Genomic DNA, 19986 nt, shown 5'->3' on the forward strand with positions numbered 1-19986 from the left:
GACCATTGAGATACGTCAAACCAAGTATCTTAATAACCGGGTTGAGCAAGATCATCGGGGTATTAAGCGGATCACTCGATCTATGTTAGGTTTTAAATCATTCCGTAGTGCTCGGTCTACGCTGATCGGTATTGAGCTGGTTTATCAGTTAAGAAAAACGTCGCAGGCAAACCCTGAGACAAGAGACAAAACACTTTTTGAACAATTCTGCTCATTAGCAGGCTAAGTGTGTCCAAAATAAGATTGTTTTTACGCTAAATAATTTTTGCGACAGAACCATATTTCTTATATTTTGAAAAACACCCACTGAAATTACAAACCTAATCAAGTGTTTAAAAAGTGCTGGCATGACCGTTGCGTGGACGACTGAAGGTAGTAGGTTTAGCTCAGCGGATGTTAGAAAGCTGATTAACAAATTCTAATGTATTATAAACTTCTCAATAAGTACTTAATGTATGGAGTTACAGTATATTTTGTTGTTATTGGAGTCTAAGGTCAGCTGCAAAGCTGCCCTTAGTCGTATTTAGATAGTTATTGTTTAAATAGCTTTGAATGTACCCAGCCTTTATTGGTTAAGATAACGGCATCAAATCGTTTGACTGGTTTTTCCTTGGATTGCTATCAGTGAAAAAAAATGGGTGGAAATGAAAATAATAGCAATATTTTGAATAAAACAGCTGTTTTTTGAAAAATACCGTAACTCCTCAGTGAGTATTCAGAGCCATAAAAAATAGCTACACTTGTTTGCCGAGGAAACACCAAGTTCCTTAGCTATACTATTAGTTTAGCGTAACCAATTTTATTCATCCCCTCAACCAAATCGAACCCTTCCCCTGAAGTCAGAAACTTATAGTCCAGATTATTTGGATAGCGAAGCTCAATGATTGCTTCAAACTTTATATCAAAAGCTGCTGATGGTGGAACATCATGAAAAATGATGGGTAAATACTCTTGACCAGTGGGGGAGCATGCGTATGGTGAATAGCCAGAACTTACAGGCATAGATGCACGACCACCATTTTCAGGTGGAAAGATTGTAATTTCTGCTCGATGACTAATCACTTTATATTAACTCCATCAAATCAGTCATAAAACTCTGGTGTTTCATAGGCATCAATTCCATTAGAGGCATTTACTTAAACGTGTCCTCTCAGCTGATATGTCTAGATGTTAACAATATTTTGGTGTCTACATGTTAACCAAGAGGATACAAAATACCATATCTGACACTTGATTAGTTGGCATGCCTTTCCTTAGTGCTGATGGACATGAGAGACGAGATACGTTTTCCAGTTATATCAGGCTTTACAATACTTCCCTCATCTAGGTTGCACCTATTGCACTTATGGAGATTTCTTGGTTGGCCAGCTTACCTTAGAATGGAAGCCCAAATAGGTTATCAGAGGAGCTGTTAGGCTCACAGAGTATAATTTGAGGCTGTGAGGTGTTAAGGGAGTGGATATCATGTAATGATGACTTAGAAAGGCTTAGGAGAGCTGGAAATGGAAGGTAGGTAAATGGTAATTGGTTTTGTTGATCTTGGTATGAATTGGCAATGAAAAACAAGGTATTGGTACATGGATATGGTTCAAATAGCCCAAAGTGGTAATAAGAAAGCGAGGATTGGTACATGCACATAGGTAAAATGGAAGGATTAGCCATACACCCTCCAGAGTAATGCAAAGGCTTGCACCCCCATAGTGGCGAGTTTATGAGTATTGCCTTGAAAGTAGTCACTTGTAGTTTAGAGTTGGCAGTTACCAAAAAAAGCCACATCACATATTATCTGGATGATGGATTGATATAAGATCACCCCCACAGATAACTCCTCAAAGAAAGACATCATTAAATCAACATCAAGCTATTTAATTAAAACAATAAATCAGATCTTAATTAATGGATTTGTTTTTTTTGTTAAGTATTTTTCTATGCATTATTTTAATTTAAAAAATAATAAAACACTACAAATAAAGGTTAAAAATAAAATCAGGAAAATAAATAAATTAATTAATTAAAAAATAAATAGAAAATAAATTAAATTAAATAAAAGATAATTAATTAAAAATAAAATAAATAAATTAAATGCTGTCTGTTATAGGGGGTAGGGATACACGCATGGTTGATGCATACACCCATAGGCTCATGGAATGTACATTCCATGAGCCTATGGGTGTATGCATCAACCATGCGTGTATCCCTACCCCCTATAACAGACAGCATTTAATTTATTTATTTTATTTTTAATTAATTATTTTTTATTTAATTTAATTTATTTTCTATTTATTTTTTAATTAATTAATTTATTTATTTTCCTGATTTTATTTTTAATCTTTATTTGTAGTGTTTTATTATTTTTTAAATTAAAATAATGCATAGAAAAATACTTAACAAAAAAACAAATCCATTAATTAAGATCTGATTTATTGTTTTAATTAAATAGCTTGATGTTGATTTAATGATGTCTTTCTTTGAGGAGTTATCTGTGGGGGTGATCTTATATCAATCCATCATCCAGATAATATGTGATGTGGCTTTTTTTGGTAACTGCCAACTCTAAACTACAAGTGACTACTTTCAAGTTAGGCCGACGTTGTCGGCGACTTTTAGCCATTACCAATCATCAAGCTCAGTGTTCACTTCGCAACATTTAAATCCTTTTATACGACATGTTTCGACTATCCTCCTCGCCTCGTTGAATACCTTGCGCGGTAAAACAGGTGATGTCCTATTCGTATTCCCTCTAAGCTCAAACACCTACTGCATACCAAGCAGCTCTGGTGGCGCTATTATCTAAAGCACAAAGACCAGATACGGCCCGTGGTGGTCGATAACATCATCAAAATACTTAGCTGTGGCCTGCAAACCCTCGGCTATGCCACATTTGCTTGCAGCCATCCTCACTGCAGCCACACTAAAATCGTGTGCTTTAGCTGTAAGAGCCGGTTTTGTAATACCTGTGGTTATAAAGCCACGCAGCAGTGGATCGCTCAACAAAACAGTGTCTTGCCCCAAACGGAGTGGCAACACATCACCTTTACCTTACCTCGGGAGCTTTGCCTTATTCTTCAGGATAACCGCCACCTGTTAGGGGATCTCAGTCGCTTAGCGGCTCAGGTTATTTTGAAGGTGGCTAAAAAGAAAGGCGTGACACCGGGTATCTTTACCGCATTGCATACCTTTGGTCGTGATCTGAAGTGGAATGTCCATGTCCATCTGTCTACTACCCGTGGTGGACTCTGTGCTGATCAAAGCACATGGCAGTCGCTGTACTTTGCTAAACACTCACTGGTGCCTATGTGGCGTTATGAAATCATCAACCTGCTGCGTAACGCCTATGAGAGCCTCACATTGCCTCAGGCGTTTTCAACCTATACCTTGTGGAATCGATGGTTAGATCGGCATTATGAAAAACCCTGGATTGTCCATTTAGCGAAAGCCTCTAAACATCATCAAAAAAATGTGAATTATTTAGGCCGTTATATTAAGCGTCCCCCCTTAGCACTTTCACGTCTGGCACATTATGATGGCCATTGTGTCATTTTTAATTATTTAGATCACAACACGAAAACCCATCGCCGTTTTGAATGCGCAGCAGAAGAGTTTATGACTCGCCTCACGCAACATATGCCTGAAAAAGGCTTTCGTTTAATTCGTTATTATGGCTTTTTAGCCAATCGTGTCCGAGGGAAATTACTGCCGAAGGTATATCGCCTGCTGGATCAACCTGAGAAAAATGCTCAACCGTTACATTGGCCTGAACTGCTTAAAGCCTCCTTTGGGGTAGATCCTTTAGTCTGCATTCTTTGCCAGTCCAGACTTGTCCTCGTCAAACGCACCGTGGGCAAAACCATTAACGCGTTGCGCCGTTATCATTATCACCTAGCCCTGATGAAGCCTATTCCTGCGTAACGTAGGGAAAGTCCGTCTGCCATTCAGAAATGGATAATAAATAATCAAAATTATCCATTAAAACGAACATTTAATGAGCACATTAGACTCAGCGAAAGGAATTATTTTATTTTTAACGGGAGACTACGTGATTAGGTTGACGATTATTTAACACCACAGCTCTTTGAAATTCCTATCTATCAAGGCAATACTCATAAACTCGCCACTATGGGGGTGCAAGCCTTTGCATTACATTGGGGAGATGGGTATGGCTAATCCTCCCATTTTACCTATGAGCATGTACCAATACCTTGTTTTTCATTGCCAATTCATACCAAGATCAACAAAACCAATTACCATTTACCTACCTTCCATTTCCAGCTCTCCTAAGCCTTTCTAAGTCATCATTACATGATATCCACTCCTAACACCTCACAGCCTCAAATTATACTCTGTGAGCCTAACAGCTCATCTGGCGACCTATTTGGGCTTCCATACTAAGGTAAGCTGGCCAACCAAGAAATCTCCATAAGTGCAATAGGTGCAACCTAGATGGGGGGTATATTGTAAGGCCAGATAAAATTGAAATGAGAGATACAAACGTATCTCTCACAAAGTAGCTAAGCTATTTAGCTAGAATCATGTCCTCAATTAGTGCACGCGCTCTAAAGGGCCACATGCTAATTGAATTGAACGTGTAAAATTTTTCTCATCAACAACATCATAAATGCACGATTGAGTATTTTTTATCATATTCAACACTGAGATTAATACATCAACCACATTCATTTCTTGCCCTTTAATAACAATCTTACCCAAAACCACAACAATCTCTTTATTAATTGTTAAATCAATCGTACTTCCCTTAGCACCACTCGATTTAAGCATTGCCTGAGCTGCTTTTAACAATTTCAATTGTCGTCTTGATAACTTATTAACCGAGCAATGAATCCAGCCTTTTAACTCTACATAATAGATGCTGTTATCTAAGAAATTAGACATTGTATTCCCTTATATAAATCCTGCTTAACGGAATACAGTAGAAGCCAGCTATAGGCTACCACTGTAGCCCATAGCGATTGATGTGAGGATGCTTTCAGCCAGCTATAAACACCCATTACTGACAAAAGTAATAGTATGTTTTTATAGCCAAAAAATCAATTTAAAAAATATTAAAGTACTTCAAATTAAATAATTACACTAACACTTAACAAAACCACTTATTTTTGGATCAAAACGAAATTTATCTATCAACTCTCCATCACACATTTCAGCAATTTGCATAATACGACGACCATACATTGGGTGATATGCAGTAATAATAATAATATCCAAACTACGTTTCAGGTCTCTGTAAATTGTCTCCCAACGAGAAACTGATACCGCATCAGAGACAAGATCAGTTAAACGCTCTAAAGCTCCCTGAGCCGTTTCTGCATGCATAGTAGTCGCTATTCCTCTATGTCCAATGCTCAACATCTCATAAAACACTTTAGCCACTTGAGGGTTACGAATCTCACCACACAATAACCTATCCGGCATTTTCCTTAACACTATCTCCATCAATCCAGCAAAAGTAATTGCTTTACTTGCACGAGGACAAACCAAAGGCTCATAGTTCTCCTGCTTAATAAATAGCTCATGCGTATCTTCAACAGAAATCACTCGTTCATGAACATCTATAAATTCAGAGAGCATACGTAGCAATGATGTTTTACCACTTCCCATCTCTCCCCCAATAAGAAAAATTGACTTTTTTTCCATATGCGCTTTTAAATAATCAAGCATTTCTTGATTGAACATACTTCTTTCAAGCAGGCCAGCACTTGTCAAAGGAGTCTTAGAAGTCAATCGAATGGTCATTGCATGTCCACGCGGAGAGATAGATTTATGCGTACAGTTAGCCCTACTATGATCAGGAAAGGCTATGTCAACTACAGGTTGAGCTTCACCAAACTTGATATCGTTACCTAAAGTTTTAGTTAGCGAATGTATCAACCTAAATAGATGCTCTTCTGAGTCAAACCGTGCATTTGTTTTGATATTTTTCCCGCTTTGCCTCACAAATATTAAGTTGTAACGTACAACCATAATCTCTTCATTGCGACTATCTGCATATAGATCAAGGAGTGGGGCCATGTTATTCATCACCACCGACCAAAGTTGATCCCCTTCAGGTAATAGCCCAATAATAGAATCTCGCATCCCTGTCATAAGTAGTCCTCAATGAGTCCAAACTGGAAGAAATTACGACCATGAATAGCACTAGCTTCAAATGTCGCATCTGTTTTTACCAAACTATTACCCTTACTCTGGTAGTACGGCCAACGTGCTCGGTGAAAAAGTTTCTCATAGGTATCACGCATCACAGCATGCTGAAAGAGATAGATTACTCGCTGATAATGCCCCTTTTTAATATTTTGTAAATGAGATAAATAAGCGTTAAAAATCCATTTTGATGATTTGCGTGTTACCTCAATTTCATAAGCATTCTTACCCACCAGCAAATCTGGTATTTTGATATTTTTACCATGAAGATATTTTTTAGCATTTTTAACTTGTAGAGGCTCATCAAAGGCCGCAGCAACCCCTTGTACTCGCGATTCATGCAAGTAAGTTGAGTACGCCACATTGTAAATTCTTTTTGTATCGGTAGGTGGAAATAAGTACTCTGCTAATTTTGCACCATTACTACCCAACCTATATAACTTACGTGGTAATATTTTTTGATCAATAGCTTCAATAATTAGCTCTTTCTCTAGTTTACTGAAATAGTAACCTTGTCCTAAGTGGTTTACTTTAAGCGCCTTTGAAAGTGTAAATCGATCACTGAAGCCAAACTGACAGAGCCACCACAACACCAAGTGATTTTTTTCAGTATGGCGTGCACGCGTCATTAATTTTTCCATTTAGTCAGCAAATCCTTTTAGCTAGATATAAAAATAAGATAATACTAATTATTCTTATAATATAGTAAGTTAATAATAATATTTTGTATTTATTTTATAAAGCTTTTCATATAGTATTCTATATAACCTACTAATAAAAATCCATATAAAACAACTGTATACTTTTTAACCGTTTACTCGAGTAAACAAGGAATTTTCGAACATGGACTTGATCATGGATTCGCTTTTACAAGCATACTTTTACTATAGCCACTTCTTTGTAGCTGGCTTTTTAAGTTTCATGATTATTTTTGGCTGGAGCAAAGTTCAAATTAGTCAAGATGACACGCTCTTAACAATAGGTTTAACCTATATACGTAGAGTGCTGTATGGAGGCGTACTTTCACTTGCTTTTGCCTTTCCACTAGTACTACATGGTGTCAGCTATGCATTCAATCAAAATACTCAAGTTGTTTTTAAAATATGGTTTTTAATCAAAGAAAGTCTCTTAAATCATGTACCATTAATTTTATTTTCAATCGTTTGCCCATTGTTTATACGGCTACTATTTGTACGATTTATACACCCATACTTATCCAAGCTAAAACGTGATCTTGGAGTAAAACAAAGTGCAGATAAACAATCTGATATTAGAACTTTAGAGAACCGCTACAAAACAAAACAATTTGACCCACGGCAATACTACAAAGAAGGATATTTTTTCTTTGGAGTTGACCAAGATAACCAACCTATCTACCTAACAGATGAAGAGTTTAAAAAGAATCAATTAAAAATTTTAGGCCCAACTCAAACAGGTAAAGGGGTAATACAAGGCTGCTTGATCGATCAAGCGATTCGTAAAGGCTATACCGTCTTTTTTATTGATAATAAGCCAGACGACTTTATTATCGATATAATGCGCGAATCCTGTGTTGCCAACGGTCGGGCGTCACCAATTATCATGGACTTAAATGGATACGGTCCAGGTAAATATGAACCTTTTTTATCAGGCTCAGATCTTGAAGCCTTAAGCCGAGTGAATTATCTATTTAACCTCAATCCTACAGGCACCAATGCCGATTTCTATAAAGGTGCTGAACGTAAGGAGATAATCCAACTTATTAAACGTGGTTTATGGGATAAACGTATCCGCTCACTTAAGCAAATTTTCCTTAGCATTGACCCTCATGCAGAATACTCAATTGACCCTAGCAAAGTACAAAACTCAATTAATTTATTAGATGAGTTGGAGTTCCTGCCTTCGCTTGGTGCTAGACAAGATCGTGGGTTTAGTATCGAGCGCAGTATCCGTGAAAACCGTGTTGTATATATCCGAGCTAGTATGAATAACCGACTGGTGCAGCGTATTGCAACTATTATGATGATGGACTTTATACAAACAGCAATGCGAATTGGTAAGCAAGAAAAACACACTTACTTATGTATTGATGAAGCAAAGTTTGTAATCAGTGATGTTTTAGCAGATGGACTTGCCACTGTACTATCAAAAGGTGTAAATATTTCGATTGCTTACCAATCAATCAAAGATCTATTAAATTTACCAGACAAGACACTCAACGCTGAAGCGATTAAGTATGCCGTAGAAACAAACGCTAAAATTACCATGGTTTATCAAAATAACGAAAAAGAGACAAAAGAGTGGGCCGCTAATATGTCTGGAACACTTATTAAAACTATTAAAAAATCAGAACGAACTAAAACTAATTCAGCTGGGGCCGAAGTGTGGGAAGGCGAGTCTAGCTTGGGAAGTATAGAAGAAAACCTTATCACTGAAAACGATATTCAGTCATTTGAACCCCAAGTTGCAGGGTTATTCATACCAGGGAAACTGTCTCGTATTCTATATACCGCATGGGTACCAGTCCAAGAACTAAGAGGCATGCCATTAAGACCCTCCTCACAACCTATGCAACCAATTGTAAACCCAGCTTCACAGGCTCCTACCAACATAACTGACGAAAATGAAAGCGATGGCCAGGAATCGACAGGCATACCACATACTACAGAACCTGAAGTTACTACAACACAGAATAACACCGCCCAAGAACCTGTACAGCCACCACCTATTAATGAAGAGGAGTTAAACGAATGGCTTAACTCTCTCACAAATATTGATAATAACCAACCAAGCAGAAATAATATCGCTTCTCAAAATTCAGAAAGTAGCCTCCAAAATTCAACAAATGTAGTACGATATGAAGAACTCTAAGCAGGTAAATATAAGGAGATAAGTGCATGGGAAAAGGCATTAGAATGTTGTTCGCTAGAAAAAAAGATGATCCCAATGATAAAGTATACAAAATTTATGAACTTAGTACCAAAGACAGGGGAAATCTACGCTGTGAACATTGTGTAGCAAATATTACCTATGTACCAGAATACCCCAAAAAAAACGGAAGTGTCATTTCAGCTTATCTTAGATTATTACCTAAAATTTCACACAGCCATGACTGCCCCAATGATGTAGATAACGCTGTTAGGCGTATAGTAGCTAAATCAGAAGCAGTAGAAGATATTGAGCCAATATTTGATAGGCTTTCAAAACATGAACATATATTTAGAATGAACATATTGGTTAAAGCTCATCAAAATATGCTTGACCTAAGTCAAGCAAAAATTAAAAATAACCAAGGAAATCAACACCGAACCGAATATATTCAATCAGAACATAAGATAGCGCCTTACTTTAGATCAGCAACAGGGATAGCAAGAATACGATCTATACTTGATAACGAAGAAGATAATAGAAAGTATCTTGAGAAAATCATAAAGATTGAGCACGATAGTAAAATAATGAAGTGGAATGAGTTTTACTACGATGACTCTAGATATAATGAACTATATCAATTATTGATAAACAAAAAAATAAAACATCCTATAGCTTTAGAAGTAACGCCAAAAGGCCAGTTTAAAGAATCTCCAAATGCCTCTCTATATAAGTGGAATTTTCAATGCTACAAACAGCCTGATACTGAAAATAAAGCCTACATTCCAAGAATCTATATTTCCAATAAAGATACTCTAAAGAAAATTACACCAGAAAAATCCCATATTGTAGTTGGGATACCATGGCTACCAAAAAATACAGATAACCCAATATTTAAAAACATAAATATTAGTGTGCACTCCACTTCTCAAGTTGAAATGGTCTTTGATATCCATAACGATTAAAAAGGGAGGAAAGCTTCATCAATAGAATACACTTCAACCCCTGGTGCAAGCTCTTCAAGTGTTTGCATCACACAGCTAGACATATCTGCAGTTCAAGGAAAATCCAACAATCCCATCCTATTGTATTTCATCTTGTATCTGAAACACAGGCACCCCCATTCTTATACCGTAATCTCTCAGTGAGTATGTGAAACTAGAAAAAAATAGCTACACACAAGGCTACCGAAGGAACGTGTCCCCTCGGCAGCCTTGCATAGTTTAATTTTCATAGCTCTGTATACTCACCAAGGGGACAACTTTGATTTGAACTAAGGGAATTTAGCGCGCCCCTTGAAGATATTACGTGTTCCCTCGGCAAGCGTGCGAGTTAAAAAATTTGCTCTTACACACCTTCACCAAGAGTGATACTATGGTTTTGGTAAAAAAGATATACCACTACACCCTAACTCTAGCTGTTAACCTTTTCCTGCATCGTTAATGGTCCAAGAAGAGACTAACAACTAGGGCTAAGGGGCGTCGCTCACGCACACTAGCCGAGGGGACACCGTGTACGTATCAAGTTACTCACTACCTTTTGTGGATAGGTTTGTTGATATCTTTATAAACGCTGAATTAACTGGGATATACAAGAGTTGATCAAACTTTAATCAAAAGTTTACCTTGCTAGCTCACAATCACTTATTCACGATTCCAAGCTCTCTACAATAGCGCTGTAACAATATTTTTATTTCCAACCTTCTTTTAACGTTTAGTTTTGGATTAAACACAAAATAGAATGAACAACCTACCGATATAATCATCACAAAAATGGAAATCATTACGCTATAGTTGTTTTTGAACATATTAAAACTTAATGTTGCAAACAATCCAACAGATGCTACTAAGCAGGGTAAGTATAGTTTAATAGATAACTCTAAAAGAGTATTTGACTTATCATTTAAATCTGTTACATCAGCTAATGCACTTAATATAAGATCATTACTTGCATTTTTTTCCTTCAACTCATGAAAAAAATAATAAAATTTTAAATAAAGTTCTCTCTCTGAAATTGGTACAAACCTAAGTGTACTAACATTAGATAGTCTTTTATAATTACAGTTATTTAAATAGTGTATAAAAGCACCAAAATAACTAAAATTTAAAATGGTGATTGCAGTCAATCTAAGTAGTATATTATTTGTCAACTCTTCATCTAAACCAAAATATTTATATAAAACAAAAATCAATAAAGCTGCAATCGCCATTAAAATGGTAAGGCTTATACCAATCTTATATTGTTTTGGATACTTCTCATTTATTTGTGAGAACGATATTTTGTCGCAAGCATTATAATAAGCTTCTAAAACACTACAATTATAAAAATTTGCTTTATTCACTTAACAGTCCTTCTGCCTTTTTATAAGGTAATTAAATACCAATTAGCAGCAATTAACTACATCCTGTATCACAAAATATGGTGGTACATATTACATCCCCCTAGATAACCCAGGGGGATAAAGACTTAAAAATCAAAGCCAAATTGACCATCATCTGCAACAGTTATTGGAGATTCTTCCTCACACTGATAGGCCACTACAACGCTAGGCTTATCGTCAAGTGATTCCGATGTATCCAATACCCGCACATTTGAGGTCAGTAGCGGATTTTCATAGTTCACAATGACTTGCTTAACCTCATACCTCAGCGAGTCACCATGAATCACTTGCAAACCTTTTATATCGCACTGATGAATCAGAACATGCGCCATGACTTGCACTGCACACATCTTCGCGCAGATACGATCTAAGTCGATAGCCGTAAACGAAAGATAACGCATAAGCTCAGGTGCTTCCGCGTGGATAATAGACATCCAAGCTAATAACATCACACCCGAACCACACGTGGGCTCTAGGATAGACACCTCCCCTTTTTGCAGAGCCGCCGCTTTCACCTCATCCAGCGAAAATTGCATTCTCGCCATCATTTCAGCCAGCGGAAAAGGAGTGAAATACTGCCCCATGCCTTTTCGGTTGTAGTTGTTACTGATTTCTTGATAAAGCACACCTAAAATGTCGTTGAATGGATGAGCAATCACTGCATTGGCATAATCACCAGAAACCGCATACAGTGCTTCACGACATAGTTCAGGGGGAATATCCTTTTCAGGGATGCGACGCCCCAGGGATGCTAAACAATCATCAAGTAACCAATCAAACCACTGATCAATCGTGTATCCATGCCTTAAATTTAGTGCTAAAAAACGACTCACAAATTCTTGAGTTTTCATCACTACACCTGTGTTGTGTAGCGACAATTTCACCGTCTATTGACGATGAAATTATCGCCAATAGACATTAAGCACATTACAGCTAGCTTTTAAGTGCTGTTGCTAGCACTACGAATATAACTAAATTATCGTATAAACTTCAAGAAAACCTGTTATTAGAATTAAGTATAAAGATTACTTCTACCTCTCTACTCCTAAAGTGGTCCCATCAATAACTGATTGTTTAGTAAGAGAGGGAGACATACCTATTTGCAAGCTGGTTTAGTAATAGATACCAATGATTTTTCTTTAACTTCAACAACATGTTCAATAAGGCTAGATATTCTGTCTAATCTTGATATCAATTGATGGACTAATACACAAAAAATATGTAGCAAAGGTGTTGCATAAGCTATTGCATAAACCCACTCAGGCTGATCTTCACCTAGTCTCGATATAGTCACCAACATAGCTAAAATTCCAGGTAAGAGACCCATTTTTTCGACTGCTCCAACAAGCAAAGAAACTCGTTTCTGAATTCCTAGTTTTTCTTCATTAATTTCTATCTTTAAAAAATTCAAATGCTCAATAGGTTTTGCTCTTAAGTAACGTAGGAGTTTTACATCTACATCAGCACAACTTTTAGCATTATCAAGAATAATGTTCATAGGGTTTTTTATTACCCTGCATAACGACCTTCGCCGGATAAAAACTTCTAAGCAGGGATGTATAAACAGCCCTAAGTAGCTTATAGCTAACATTGCCAGAGCAGGAATAATTAACCAATCATCTAAGTTAAAAGATCTCCTTACTATCGTGATCAAAATAGCTATTGAAAAAGGTATAATAACCATGAATAAAAACAATCGATTTACATGTCTATTTTGCTCTATTTTTTCTTGAGAATTTCTTCTAAATCTTTCTCTATTATTAATATGCCTTACAATCCTAAATAAAGACTCCACAGAATTAACATTCATTTACTGAAAACACTCCTTTCCTATCAATTTAACTCAACTGCCTGTTTATGATTCATATAAATTAACATTTATATGAATCATAAACAGGCAATGGATCAAAAAAAGAAATGGGGCTAATTAAACACTTTGTAAAGCGTGAAATAAGGCTGTTTCGATGATTTGTAAAGCATAGGGAAGGTTTACCCCTCCCCTCTTGCAGAAGCCGTATCGTCTAGGGTTTCTTAATAGTCTGCATCAACAAAGGAGCTGAGGAAGAAGGCTTGGGTGGTGTAGGATTAGATTCTACTGGCTTCTGAGGACTTTCTTTGGCGCTTTCAACGACACCTGATGGGTTTGCTTGATCTGCATTTAACATGGTCAGAATCGTCGCTAACGCCCGCTCAACAGGTAAGCCTCGATCATACATATACAGCACATCGTTGAGGATACCCCACTGATCAAGGATCGCACCTGCTGCACTGAGTTGGCGCAAACAAGCCATTTTATTTTTAGCCTGCTCACGCTTTTCATACACCAGTTTTTGTTTTTCATCATCCAAATAGAGGTCCATTGGACACTGGACTTTTTGGACTTTCTTCGTATTCGCCACAGATCACCTCTTATACTGTCGCAGGTTCAGCGACATCAGTTACATCCGTTGTTACTGGCCCAAACACCGCATCAATCGCTTGATCAATGTTAATATGTTGCGCTTGGTCTGACATGAATGTCATTATTTTCAGTAAGCCACAGGCATTTTCAAATTCGACTTGTGACGTATCTTGATTGACGTAAGGTAATGCTTCAAGATGATCTTTAAATACATAAGCACCACCACCCACAATTTTAATTTCATTCAGCTGACCAAAATTGTGTTTCAGGCGCTTAGTAGCCTCATCCACGATATCCCGTGCAACTCGTGCCACTGCTTCTGCGACTAAATCACTGACATCCACTTGCTCTGCACCATTCCAAAAGCGCTTGGTTTCGACAATATCACTTAATACTGAACGATGCCGTTTAGGGTCAAAGTAGTCCACATAAGTTGGGTATTGGCGAACTAATAATCGATAGAGTTCATCATTAACATTTAACACACCCAAGGGAATCGTTTTAGCAGTGCTTGGATCAAGCTGAAAATGTTTTTTAATAATGCCAATTTCAGTAGTACCACCACCAATATCCAAATACCCTACAGCATTATGCTTTTCGTCCACTTGGCCTTCGTTATCACATACCGCATTCACGTAGGCTGAAAACATTTCAGCAAAACAAGAAGCATGAGTGACATTAGCTAATTGATGATTTGGATTATGAGGTTGTATAGGTACCTGCTGGAATAATCCAGCTCGTTTGGCAATTAACTCATGATTTTGCTCGAATAAGCCTGTTTGCTGATTCAGCTTAAAGTAGGAAATTCCTCGTTCATGCACCAACGGTAAATTGGTAGCTAGGGCTAAAGAGCGGCCACCTAGTCCAGCCAACATCAACATCGCATGACCTAATACTGCAATGGCATCCGACGTAGCCCCACGCGAAAATAAATCAATACTATCACTACACCCCTTCTCTACCGTGTAATACTCTTTGCCACGCACCAAAAAAGAATATTCCTGCGATTCAGCAGCCGGTAATCCCATACGCATATTGGGGCCGCCACTGCGCACATGGCTGGCAAGTTTATAGCACACTATTTGTCGTTGACCGTTCTCATCACGGCCCCACAGCGCCAGCTTAGTGTAAGAGTTGCCAACATCAAGTCCAATAGGGATCAGGGTATCAGTCATATACATTACCTGTAGTTTACCTAGCTATTCTATAGTCTTTATTAATGAAACCTTGATGACTAAACCGCATTCACGGTCACTCATAACAGGCTAAATATTTAGTATAACTATACTACAACTTTCATATGTTTTTCACTATATTTTAATTAGTTTAATCTAAAACTATTGTATGAATATTGATGTTTTTATATACTACTTGTTGAAATAACTATAAATACCAACAAAATATTAGATATATTTAACATAAATACTATATGGAAATTATATGAAAGATATGGACAAACTACATTCAATTCCTGTTGAAAACATATATCCAGATACTCAACAAGATCGCCAAAACATTGATCAAAAAAAACTCGAAGAACTTGCAAGCAGTATTCGTACATCACAGCAAGTCTTCAGCCCATTGAGTGTGAAGCCTCATCCATCTGAAGCAAACAAGTTCATCCTTATTGGTGGAGAACGTCGTTGGCGTGCAGCAAAGCTGGCAGGTATGCAACAAGTGCCAGTGATCGTTCGTAACAACGATGCCAAAGCTAATAGCTTAGAAATGCTGATTGATAACTTGTTACGAGAGGACCTATCTGGGTATGAACTTTCATACGCTCTACAAAAGCGCTTAAATGAGGGTTGGACTACGAGTGATCTAGCGAAACATTTAGGCAAAAGCAAACCATGGGTCTCGAAATACACATCTATCTTTAAATTAAATGAGCGTATTCAAGCGCTATATAAAGAAAAAATCATTACTGATATTAGTAAATTACAACGACTAGCAAAATTACCAGAAAAAACCCTAAATATTGCATTAAAAAAGATACGTGAAGGGGAAAACGCTACAGAAGTTTTAAAGGTTTCAGAAAATATTGCAAAATACCCTGAACCCTTACAAGACGCATATGCTGACAGTGCCATTCAAGATTTAAAATTGCTAAAAAAAGCATCTAAATTAGATGATGACGAACTAGATGATTTTATAAAAAGTGCCCAAAAAGATAATTCTAGCGAACATTTATCAGAATTTTTAGAAGAGCGCATTCCATCAAAAACGTCCAAAAAGGCTAAAGCTCACATTGCCTTACAATTGAACTTACACACTGCACGTGAACTCTTGAAAGATCTGCGGTATGCTGCCGAAAGCATTGCTGAGATGGATTTACAGCAGTGCGAAGCTACACTAAATGCCTATTTATCAGAGAAAGCTACAGGTAGTGCTTAAAGATGAGGAAACATCTAAAGTTCCGACTAGCAAACGACGTTAGTTGTAGTATCTACGATCCGAGCATTTTCAACAATTCTGAACAGCTGTCGGTCAAGACAGCTGTTGAGGCAATCGCTTCAATTTTGTATAACTTGAACAATGCAGATCCACTGATCAAGCAAGTAACTCTCAAAGCGCAAGATATTATTGATAATAAGATTCATTATGACTTGCTAACACCTCTCACTGATAAACTCAACGAGTTAAAAAGCTTGGCAGATACCAGCCTTGCTATTGAGCTAGTAAACAGCACTGAGCCGCATGAATATGTGCTTCAAGGTAAATATAATTACCCAGTTAATAACCAAGTCATACGCGCTATGTTAGTGTTTGACCAAATCATTGACCAGCTATTGTACTTACAGGCCACAGGGGTATTTTCTTCCAAAGTGTTTTACCGTGAGCGTAAAGCCATCATGAAAATACCTCGTCGTTTTATTTTGGACATTCTAACACTGGCTAGACGCTACCATGACAACAAGAAAAAAAGGCTCGCCACCATCGAGGCCGCCGCTTGAGCGGCTTGCCACTGCTGATGATTACATACCCTCAACATTAGGAGGGTATGTCCTATCTTTTGATGATCGCATGATACCTGGTGTATGGACAGAAGACCCCAAGCAAGGGGCTGAAGAATATAACGCTTGGGTGATGAAAGCGGTTCAACAGAAAAAATACCACCAACAAATACAACAACTATACGACCAGTGCATGGAGCAACATGACTATAGCACAGCTTTCTTTTTACACTGCATGCATGTCCATGATCCAAAAGGCTTTATGAAAGTACTCAATACTAAGTACAAGCTGTACGCTGAGTTAATTCAATGGTATGACGGAAAAGCCCTTGAAAAAGAGCAACTGACAGCCTTAAAACAGAAGTTCTTACTACGATAGAGCAGATCTAGTTACAAATGAATTTTTTGAAAATAGTAGTGAGTTCACTACTTATACAGTACAATTGGTTTGTTTGATGCGTCGCAAAGCAAAATGTTTCGCAAACCCAAAAGGCCAGTGTATCAGTACATTGGCCTTTTTTAAGCGTCTTCAGTCCCAGATTCAAACTTAAATTTGCCCGCCCAGCCAAAGTCATTTAGTTCTTCAGCCGTAGATCTATTTTTTAGTTTTAGCTCATCAACATGTTTATCTGTATTGTCAGCATAAGCTTGATTAAGTTTAAGTTGGTTCACTTTTTTAGCACGAAACACCTCTAATGAACCACAAACATATGACAATACACGACTTACTTCTGTAGTTAAGCCTCTACTACGAACAAAATCATCAATTAAACAGTCCGCCAGATTTCGATCATACTCTTCGTCATAATGTGGGTTTTGCGCAAGTTTCTCAAACACTGCTTCTTTAAGCTTATCTGAGGTCCACTCATCTTCATTGACTGTCGTCCACCAATTCCAGCCCTTTTGAAGATATGCTTTTAACCTTCGAATCCACATGTCACGAGAGTGTTTTTTACCTGAATTGACTTCAGTAAATTGTGGCAATTTATAATCTAAAAAATGTTCACTGTACTTCTTAACGAGGTTACTTCTAATAGTTGGAGATAATAAGTTCTCAGAAAAAATTACTTTTTCGTTAAGTTTCTCTTGAGACTTATAGTTACCTTGTGCTTGATATGTATCATACTCCGCTTCAAATTGTCCAACGGACTTGGCTGTTTGGTTATAATATTGAGAGCTTTCTTTTCTAGAAACTTGTTGTTCATCTTGTTTAGAATGAGATTCAAGCTCAACAAGCCTATACGGTTTATCTACACTTTCTTTTTCATCTATTTGAATATAAGCTGAGACAACATTCCTATTCTCTTTATGCTCTATAACTTTAAGATCAATTGCAAATTCATCAGAGATTCTAGGTAGATATCTAGTGAGATTATTTCTTTTGAAATGCGCCCATTTTACTTCACTATCACCTAAATGAAATAAATCATACCAGCCTTTTACAGGCCACTCAGGAGTTTTTCCTTCATAAAGATTGTTATATATTATCTGAGATAATAATAATTGCTTTCCCCTTAGATTTTTCAAAATATTTTTGTCATAAATAAAAATATTTTTACTTTTTATCAGGGGAGTTAATGCAGCTATGCTTAACTCAAAAAAATTACACCCTTTGTACAGATCTTTATTAACATGAGAGTTCCATAGCTCTCTAATTACATAGGTTATGGAAGAAGGTGTTGCTGTTTTTCCAAAGTCAGTAAACCTAAACATTGGACTTTGATGGATATTAAGTAACACCTTCTCAGGTATAAACTTATGCTTTCTTACAAGAGACTCTTTTATCTCCAAGAAATCACAAATTTTTTGAGAACTCCATTGGAAAACAACTTTCTTTTGAAAGTCATTCACTAGAAACTCAGGGCTTTTTTCAATTTCCAAATTATCTAAATTTACAAAGAACTCTCCAGACTGAGTAAAGTTATAAAAATAGTTATATAAGTCATCCCCAGCTTCTACTTTATATATAAACTTTTGTACTAGTTCAGCTATTTTACTTTCAATGCCTAACCAAGTTCTTATTTCATTACTAGTAAACTTTTCCCACGCTCGACGACAAGACTCTATTAAATCAGGGTCAGTAACCTCTTGTAGACTTTTTAATAAAGTAGGTGATGCAGGTAGTAAGATATACTTACGTGACGCTGATATGTCATTGCTCATAAATTAACCTTTACGGTTTAACTCTTCTTGACATAGTGTAACCAGCAGTTCTCTACCTGTTTTAAACTTTCTTAAAGACTTAACTTTACTAATGAGCTGAGCTTCATTAGTAAGCAGTAGAGCTTGAAATGTTACTTTGTCTTTTCGGTGGTTGTTATAGTGTTTATCTTTATTCGACATTATACAAATATACTAGCTGTGTGTAATTAGTATACTATACGTCATGACGTGACTAATGTCAATCCATGTGTTGTTTAAATTTTATACAAAAAATTTTGGACCTAATATATATATATAAATATATTTATTTATTTTGTTTCTTTATTTATTTTTGTTTATTAGGAGCATTCTACAAATTTAAACAAACCAAACCACTGAAACTTTAAGTTGCTTTGATATTTTTGAAGTTTCAAATCCCTTATAACTCTTGACATGGCTTAATCCCTACGATATAGGACGTTTAGGTTGTAATTTAATACCCTATAGGCTCTCCAAAACATTGATCAAGTATGCGTGTAATGTTGTATAGCTCCAATTAAGCATATAAGTCTGTATATAGAATTTTAACTATTACCCTTTGGGGGAGGTGTGGCTTGAATAAAAAAGTTTATTTGTGAGCCTCACGAGGGATTTAAAGTCTGCTTGATTCATGGGTTTCATCAAGCAAGGTGAATTATCTGATGTTGTATATTAATACTGTCGATCTATTTGGTGGTAAAACCAGTAGTTCATGGAGCAATTTGGTAGGTAATTTTAAGTTTCGTGGATCAGTTTGGTGGCAAATCCCCAGTCTCGTGGATCAATTTGGTGGTAAATCCCCAGCTTCGTGGATCAATTTGGTGGCAAATCCCCAGTCTCGTGGATCAATTTAGTGGTAAATCCCCAGCTTCGTGGATCAATTTGGTGGCAAATCCCCAGTCTCGTGGATCAATTTGGTGGCAAATCCCCAGTCTCGTGGATCAATTTGGTGGTAAATCCCCAGCTTCGTGGATCAATTTGGTGGCAAATCCCCAGTCTCGTGGATCAATTTGGTGGTAAATCCCCAGCTTCGTGGATCAATTTGGTGGCAAATCCCCAGTCTCGTG

The 19986-nt window shown here is 37.0% G+C and carries 20 protein-coding genes; 9 read left to right on the forward strand and 11 right to left on the reverse strand.

Annotation, left to right across the window (positions count from 1 at the left end):
* A partial coding sequence (locus tag ACQ96U_RS26320) for a DDE-type integrase/transposase/recombinase (protein ID WP_431724266.1) occupies positions 1-226 on the forward strand: 226 nt, incomplete at its 5' end.
* A gap of 545 nt (positions 227-771) precedes the next feature.
* Here ACQ96U_RS26320 and ACQ96U_RS26325 read toward each other — a convergent pair.
* The gene (locus tag ACQ96U_RS26325) at positions 772-1062 is read right to left on the reverse strand and encodes a hypothetical protein (protein ID WP_431724267.1); all 291 of its coding nucleotides are present in this window, start codon (positions 1060-1062) and stop codon (positions 772-774) included.
* Between the two features lie 1665 nt (positions 1063-2727).
* Here ACQ96U_RS26325 and ACQ96U_RS26330 point away from each other — a divergent pair.
* On the forward strand, positions 2728-3909 hold the full coding sequence (locus ACQ96U_RS26330) for an IS91 family transposase (RefSeq protein ID WP_431724284.1): 1182 nt from the start codon (positions 2728-2730) through the stop codon (positions 3907-3909).
* Between the two features lie 630 nt (positions 3910-4539).
* Here the strand turns inward: ACQ96U_RS26330 and ACQ96U_RS26335 are convergent.
* The 3 genes from ACQ96U_RS26335 to ACQ96U_RS26345 all read right to left on the reverse strand — a co-directional run bounded on the left by ACQ96U_RS26335 (position 4540) and on the right by ACQ96U_RS26345 (position 6797).
* Positions 4540-4890: a hypothetical protein gene (locus ACQ96U_RS26335; protein WP_431724268.1), complete on the reverse strand. Its 351-nt coding sequence runs from the start codon at positions 4888-4890 to the stop codon at positions 4540-4542.
* Positions 4891-5088: 198 nt separating this feature from the next.
* Positions 5089-6102, reverse strand: a complete 1014-nt coding sequence (locus tag ACQ96U_RS26340) for an ATPase, T2SS/T4P/T4SS family (RefSeq protein WP_431724269.1) — start codon at positions 6100-6102, stop codon at positions 5089-5091.
* Positions 6099-6797, reverse strand: coding sequence for a hypothetical protein (locus tag ACQ96U_RS26345; RefSeq protein ID WP_431724270.1), 699 nt, complete (start codon positions 6795-6797; stop codon positions 6099-6101). The genes ACQ96U_RS26340 and ACQ96U_RS26345 overlap by 4 nt, the downstream gene beginning before the upstream one ends.
* A 202-nt stretch (positions 6798-6999) precedes the next feature.
* On the opposite strand from ACQ96U_RS26345, the gene ACQ96U_RS26350 reads away from it, so the two are divergent.
* On the forward strand, positions 7000-9006 hold the full coding sequence (locus tag ACQ96U_RS26350) for a TraM recognition domain-containing protein (protein WP_431724271.1): 2007 nt from the start codon (positions 7000-7002) through the stop codon (positions 9004-9006).
* A gap of 26 nt (positions 9007-9032) precedes the next feature.
* Positions 9033-9968, forward strand: coding sequence for a hypothetical protein (locus tag ACQ96U_RS26355; protein ID WP_431724272.1), 936 nt, complete (start codon positions 9033-9035; stop codon positions 9966-9968).
* A gap of 674 nt (positions 9969-10642) precedes the next feature.
* Here the strand turns inward: ACQ96U_RS26355 and ACQ96U_RS26360 are convergent.
* The 5 genes from ACQ96U_RS26360 to ACQ96U_RS26380 form a co-directional block, all read right to left on the reverse strand.
* Positions 10643-11344 (reverse strand): hypothetical protein, encoded by a 702-nt coding sequence (locus ACQ96U_RS26360; protein WP_431724273.1) that lies wholly within the window; start codon positions 11342-11344, stop codon positions 10643-10645.
* A gap of 125 nt (positions 11345-11469) precedes the next feature.
* Entirely contained in the window at positions 11470-12234 is a 765-nt protein-coding gene (locus tag ACQ96U_RS26365) for an N-6 DNA methylase (RefSeq protein ID WP_431724274.1), read from the reverse strand.
* Positions 12235-12479: 245 nt separating this feature from the next.
* Positions 12480-13193: a hypothetical protein gene (locus tag ACQ96U_RS26370; protein ID WP_431724275.1), complete on the reverse strand. Its 714-nt coding sequence runs from the start codon at positions 13191-13193 to the stop codon at positions 12480-12482.
* Positions 13194-13404: 211 nt separating this feature from the next.
* On the reverse strand, positions 13405-13782 hold the full coding sequence (locus tag ACQ96U_RS26375) for a hypothetical protein (protein WP_431724276.1): 378 nt from the start codon (positions 13780-13782) through the stop codon (positions 13405-13407).
* A gap of 10 nt (positions 13783-13792) precedes the next feature.
* Entirely contained in the window at positions 13793-14959 is a 1167-nt protein-coding gene (locus tag ACQ96U_RS26380; RefSeq protein WP_431724277.1) for a hypothetical protein, read from the reverse strand.
* Between the two features lie 265 nt (positions 14960-15224).
* Between ACQ96U_RS26380 and ACQ96U_RS26385 the strand changes: the two genes are divergently transcribed.
* The 3 genes from ACQ96U_RS26385 to ACQ96U_RS26395 are packed head-to-tail and all read left to right on the forward strand — an operon-like array spanning position 15225 to position 17117.
* Positions 15225-16178, forward strand: a complete 954-nt coding sequence (locus ACQ96U_RS26385) for a ParB/RepB/Spo0J family partition protein (protein WP_431724278.1) — start codon at positions 15225-15227, stop codon at positions 16176-16178.
* 2 nt (positions 16179-16180) lie between these two features.
* Positions 16181-16738 carry a hypothetical protein gene (locus ACQ96U_RS26390; protein WP_431724279.1) on the forward strand — a complete coding sequence of 186 codons (558 nt, stop codon included), beginning with the start codon at positions 16181-16183 and terminating at the stop codon, positions 16736-16738.
* Positions 16692-17117, forward strand: a complete 426-nt coding sequence (locus ACQ96U_RS26395; protein WP_431724280.1) for a hypothetical protein — start codon at positions 16692-16694, stop codon at positions 17115-17117. Before ACQ96U_RS26390 ends, ACQ96U_RS26395 begins: the two co-directional genes overlap by 47 nt.
* Positions 17118-17257: 140 nt before the next feature.
* Here the strand turns inward: ACQ96U_RS26395 and ACQ96U_RS26400 are convergent, their stop codons facing one another.
* Together ACQ96U_RS26400 and ACQ96U_RS26405 are read right to left on the reverse strand one after the other, a co-directional pair.
* Entirely contained in the window at positions 17258-18901 is a 1644-nt protein-coding gene (locus tag ACQ96U_RS26400; RefSeq protein WP_431724281.1) for a hypothetical protein, read from the reverse strand.
* A 3-nt stretch (positions 18902-18904) separates the two neighbouring features.
* Complete coding sequence (locus ACQ96U_RS26405) at positions 18905-19081, reverse strand: hypothetical protein (RefSeq protein WP_157365546.1); 177 nt, start codon at positions 19079-19081, stop codon at positions 18905-18907.
* Positions 19082-19581: 500 nt separating this feature from the next.
* On the opposite strand from ACQ96U_RS26405, the gene ACQ96U_RS26410 reads away from it, so the two are divergent.
* Together ACQ96U_RS26410 and ACQ96U_RS26415 are read left to right on the forward strand one after the other, a co-directional pair.
* Positions 19582-19773, forward strand: coding sequence for a hypothetical protein (locus ACQ96U_RS26410; protein WP_431724282.1), 192 nt, complete (start codon positions 19582-19584; stop codon positions 19771-19773).
* Positions 19773-19986: hypothetical protein (locus tag ACQ96U_RS26415; protein WP_431724283.1), on the forward strand; the 214-nt coding region annotated here is incomplete at its 3' end. The genes ACQ96U_RS26410 and ACQ96U_RS26415, both read left to right, overlap by 1 nt.

It is taken from the genome of Zooshikella sp. RANM57, from assembly GCF_050749885.1.
GTDB lineage: Bacteria > Pseudomonadota > Gammaproteobacteria > Pseudomonadales > Zooshikellaceae > Zooshikella.

Bases quoted from the DNA above. Each gene is read 5' to 3' on its own strand.
- ACQ96U_RS26405 (WP_157365546.1), bottom strand. From the start codon at position 19,081: ATGTCGAATAAAGATAAACACTATAACAACCACCGAAAAGACAAAGTA.
- ACQ96U_RS26365 (WP_431724274.1), bottom strand. From the start codon at position 12,234: ATGAAAACTCAAGAATTTGTGAGTCGTTTTTTAGCACTAAATTTAAGG.
- ACQ96U_RS26335 (WP_431724268.1), bottom strand. From the start codon at position 4,890: ATGTCTAATTTCTTAGATAACAGCATCTATTATGTAGAGTTAAAAGGC.
- ACQ96U_RS26340 (WP_431724269.1), bottom strand. From the start codon at position 6,102: ATGACAGGGATGCGAGATTCTATTATTGGGCTATTACCTGAAGGGGAT.
- ACQ96U_RS26410 (WP_431724282.1), top strand. From the start codon at position 19,582: ATGTTGTATATTAATACTGTCGATCTATTTGGTGGTAAAACCAGTAGT.
- ACQ96U_RS26380 (WP_431724277.1), bottom strand. From the start codon at position 14,959: ATGACTGATACCCTGATCCCTATTGGACTTGATGTTGGCAACTCTTAC.
- ACQ96U_RS26345 (WP_431724270.1), bottom strand. From the start codon at position 6,797: ATGGAAAAATTAATGACGCGTGCACGCCATACTGAAAAAAATCACTTG.
- ACQ96U_RS26385 (WP_431724278.1), top strand. From the start codon at position 15,225: ATGAAAGATATGGACAAACTACATTCAATTCCTGTTGAAAACATATAT.
- ACQ96U_RS26395 (WP_431724280.1), top strand. From the start codon at position 16,692: ATGACAACAAGAAAAAAAGGCTCGCCACCATCGAGGCCGCCGCTTGAG.
- ACQ96U_RS26355 (WP_431724272.1), top strand. From the start codon at position 9,033: ATGGGAAAAGGCATTAGAATGTTGTTCGCTAGAAAAAAAGATGATCCC.
- ACQ96U_RS26400 (WP_431724281.1), bottom strand. From the start codon at position 18,901: ATGAGCAATGACATATCAGCGTCACGTAAGTATATCTTACTACCTGCA.
- ACQ96U_RS26390 (WP_431724279.1), top strand. From the start codon at position 16,181: ATGAGGAAACATCTAAAGTTCCGACTAGCAAACGACGTTAGTTGTAGT.
- ACQ96U_RS26350 (WP_431724271.1), top strand. From the start codon at position 7,000: ATGGACTTGATCATGGATTCGCTTTTACAAGCATACTTTTACTATAGC.
- ACQ96U_RS26370 (WP_431724275.1), bottom strand. From the start codon at position 13,193: ATGAATGTTAATTCTGTGGAGTCTTTATTTAGGATTGTAAGGCATATT.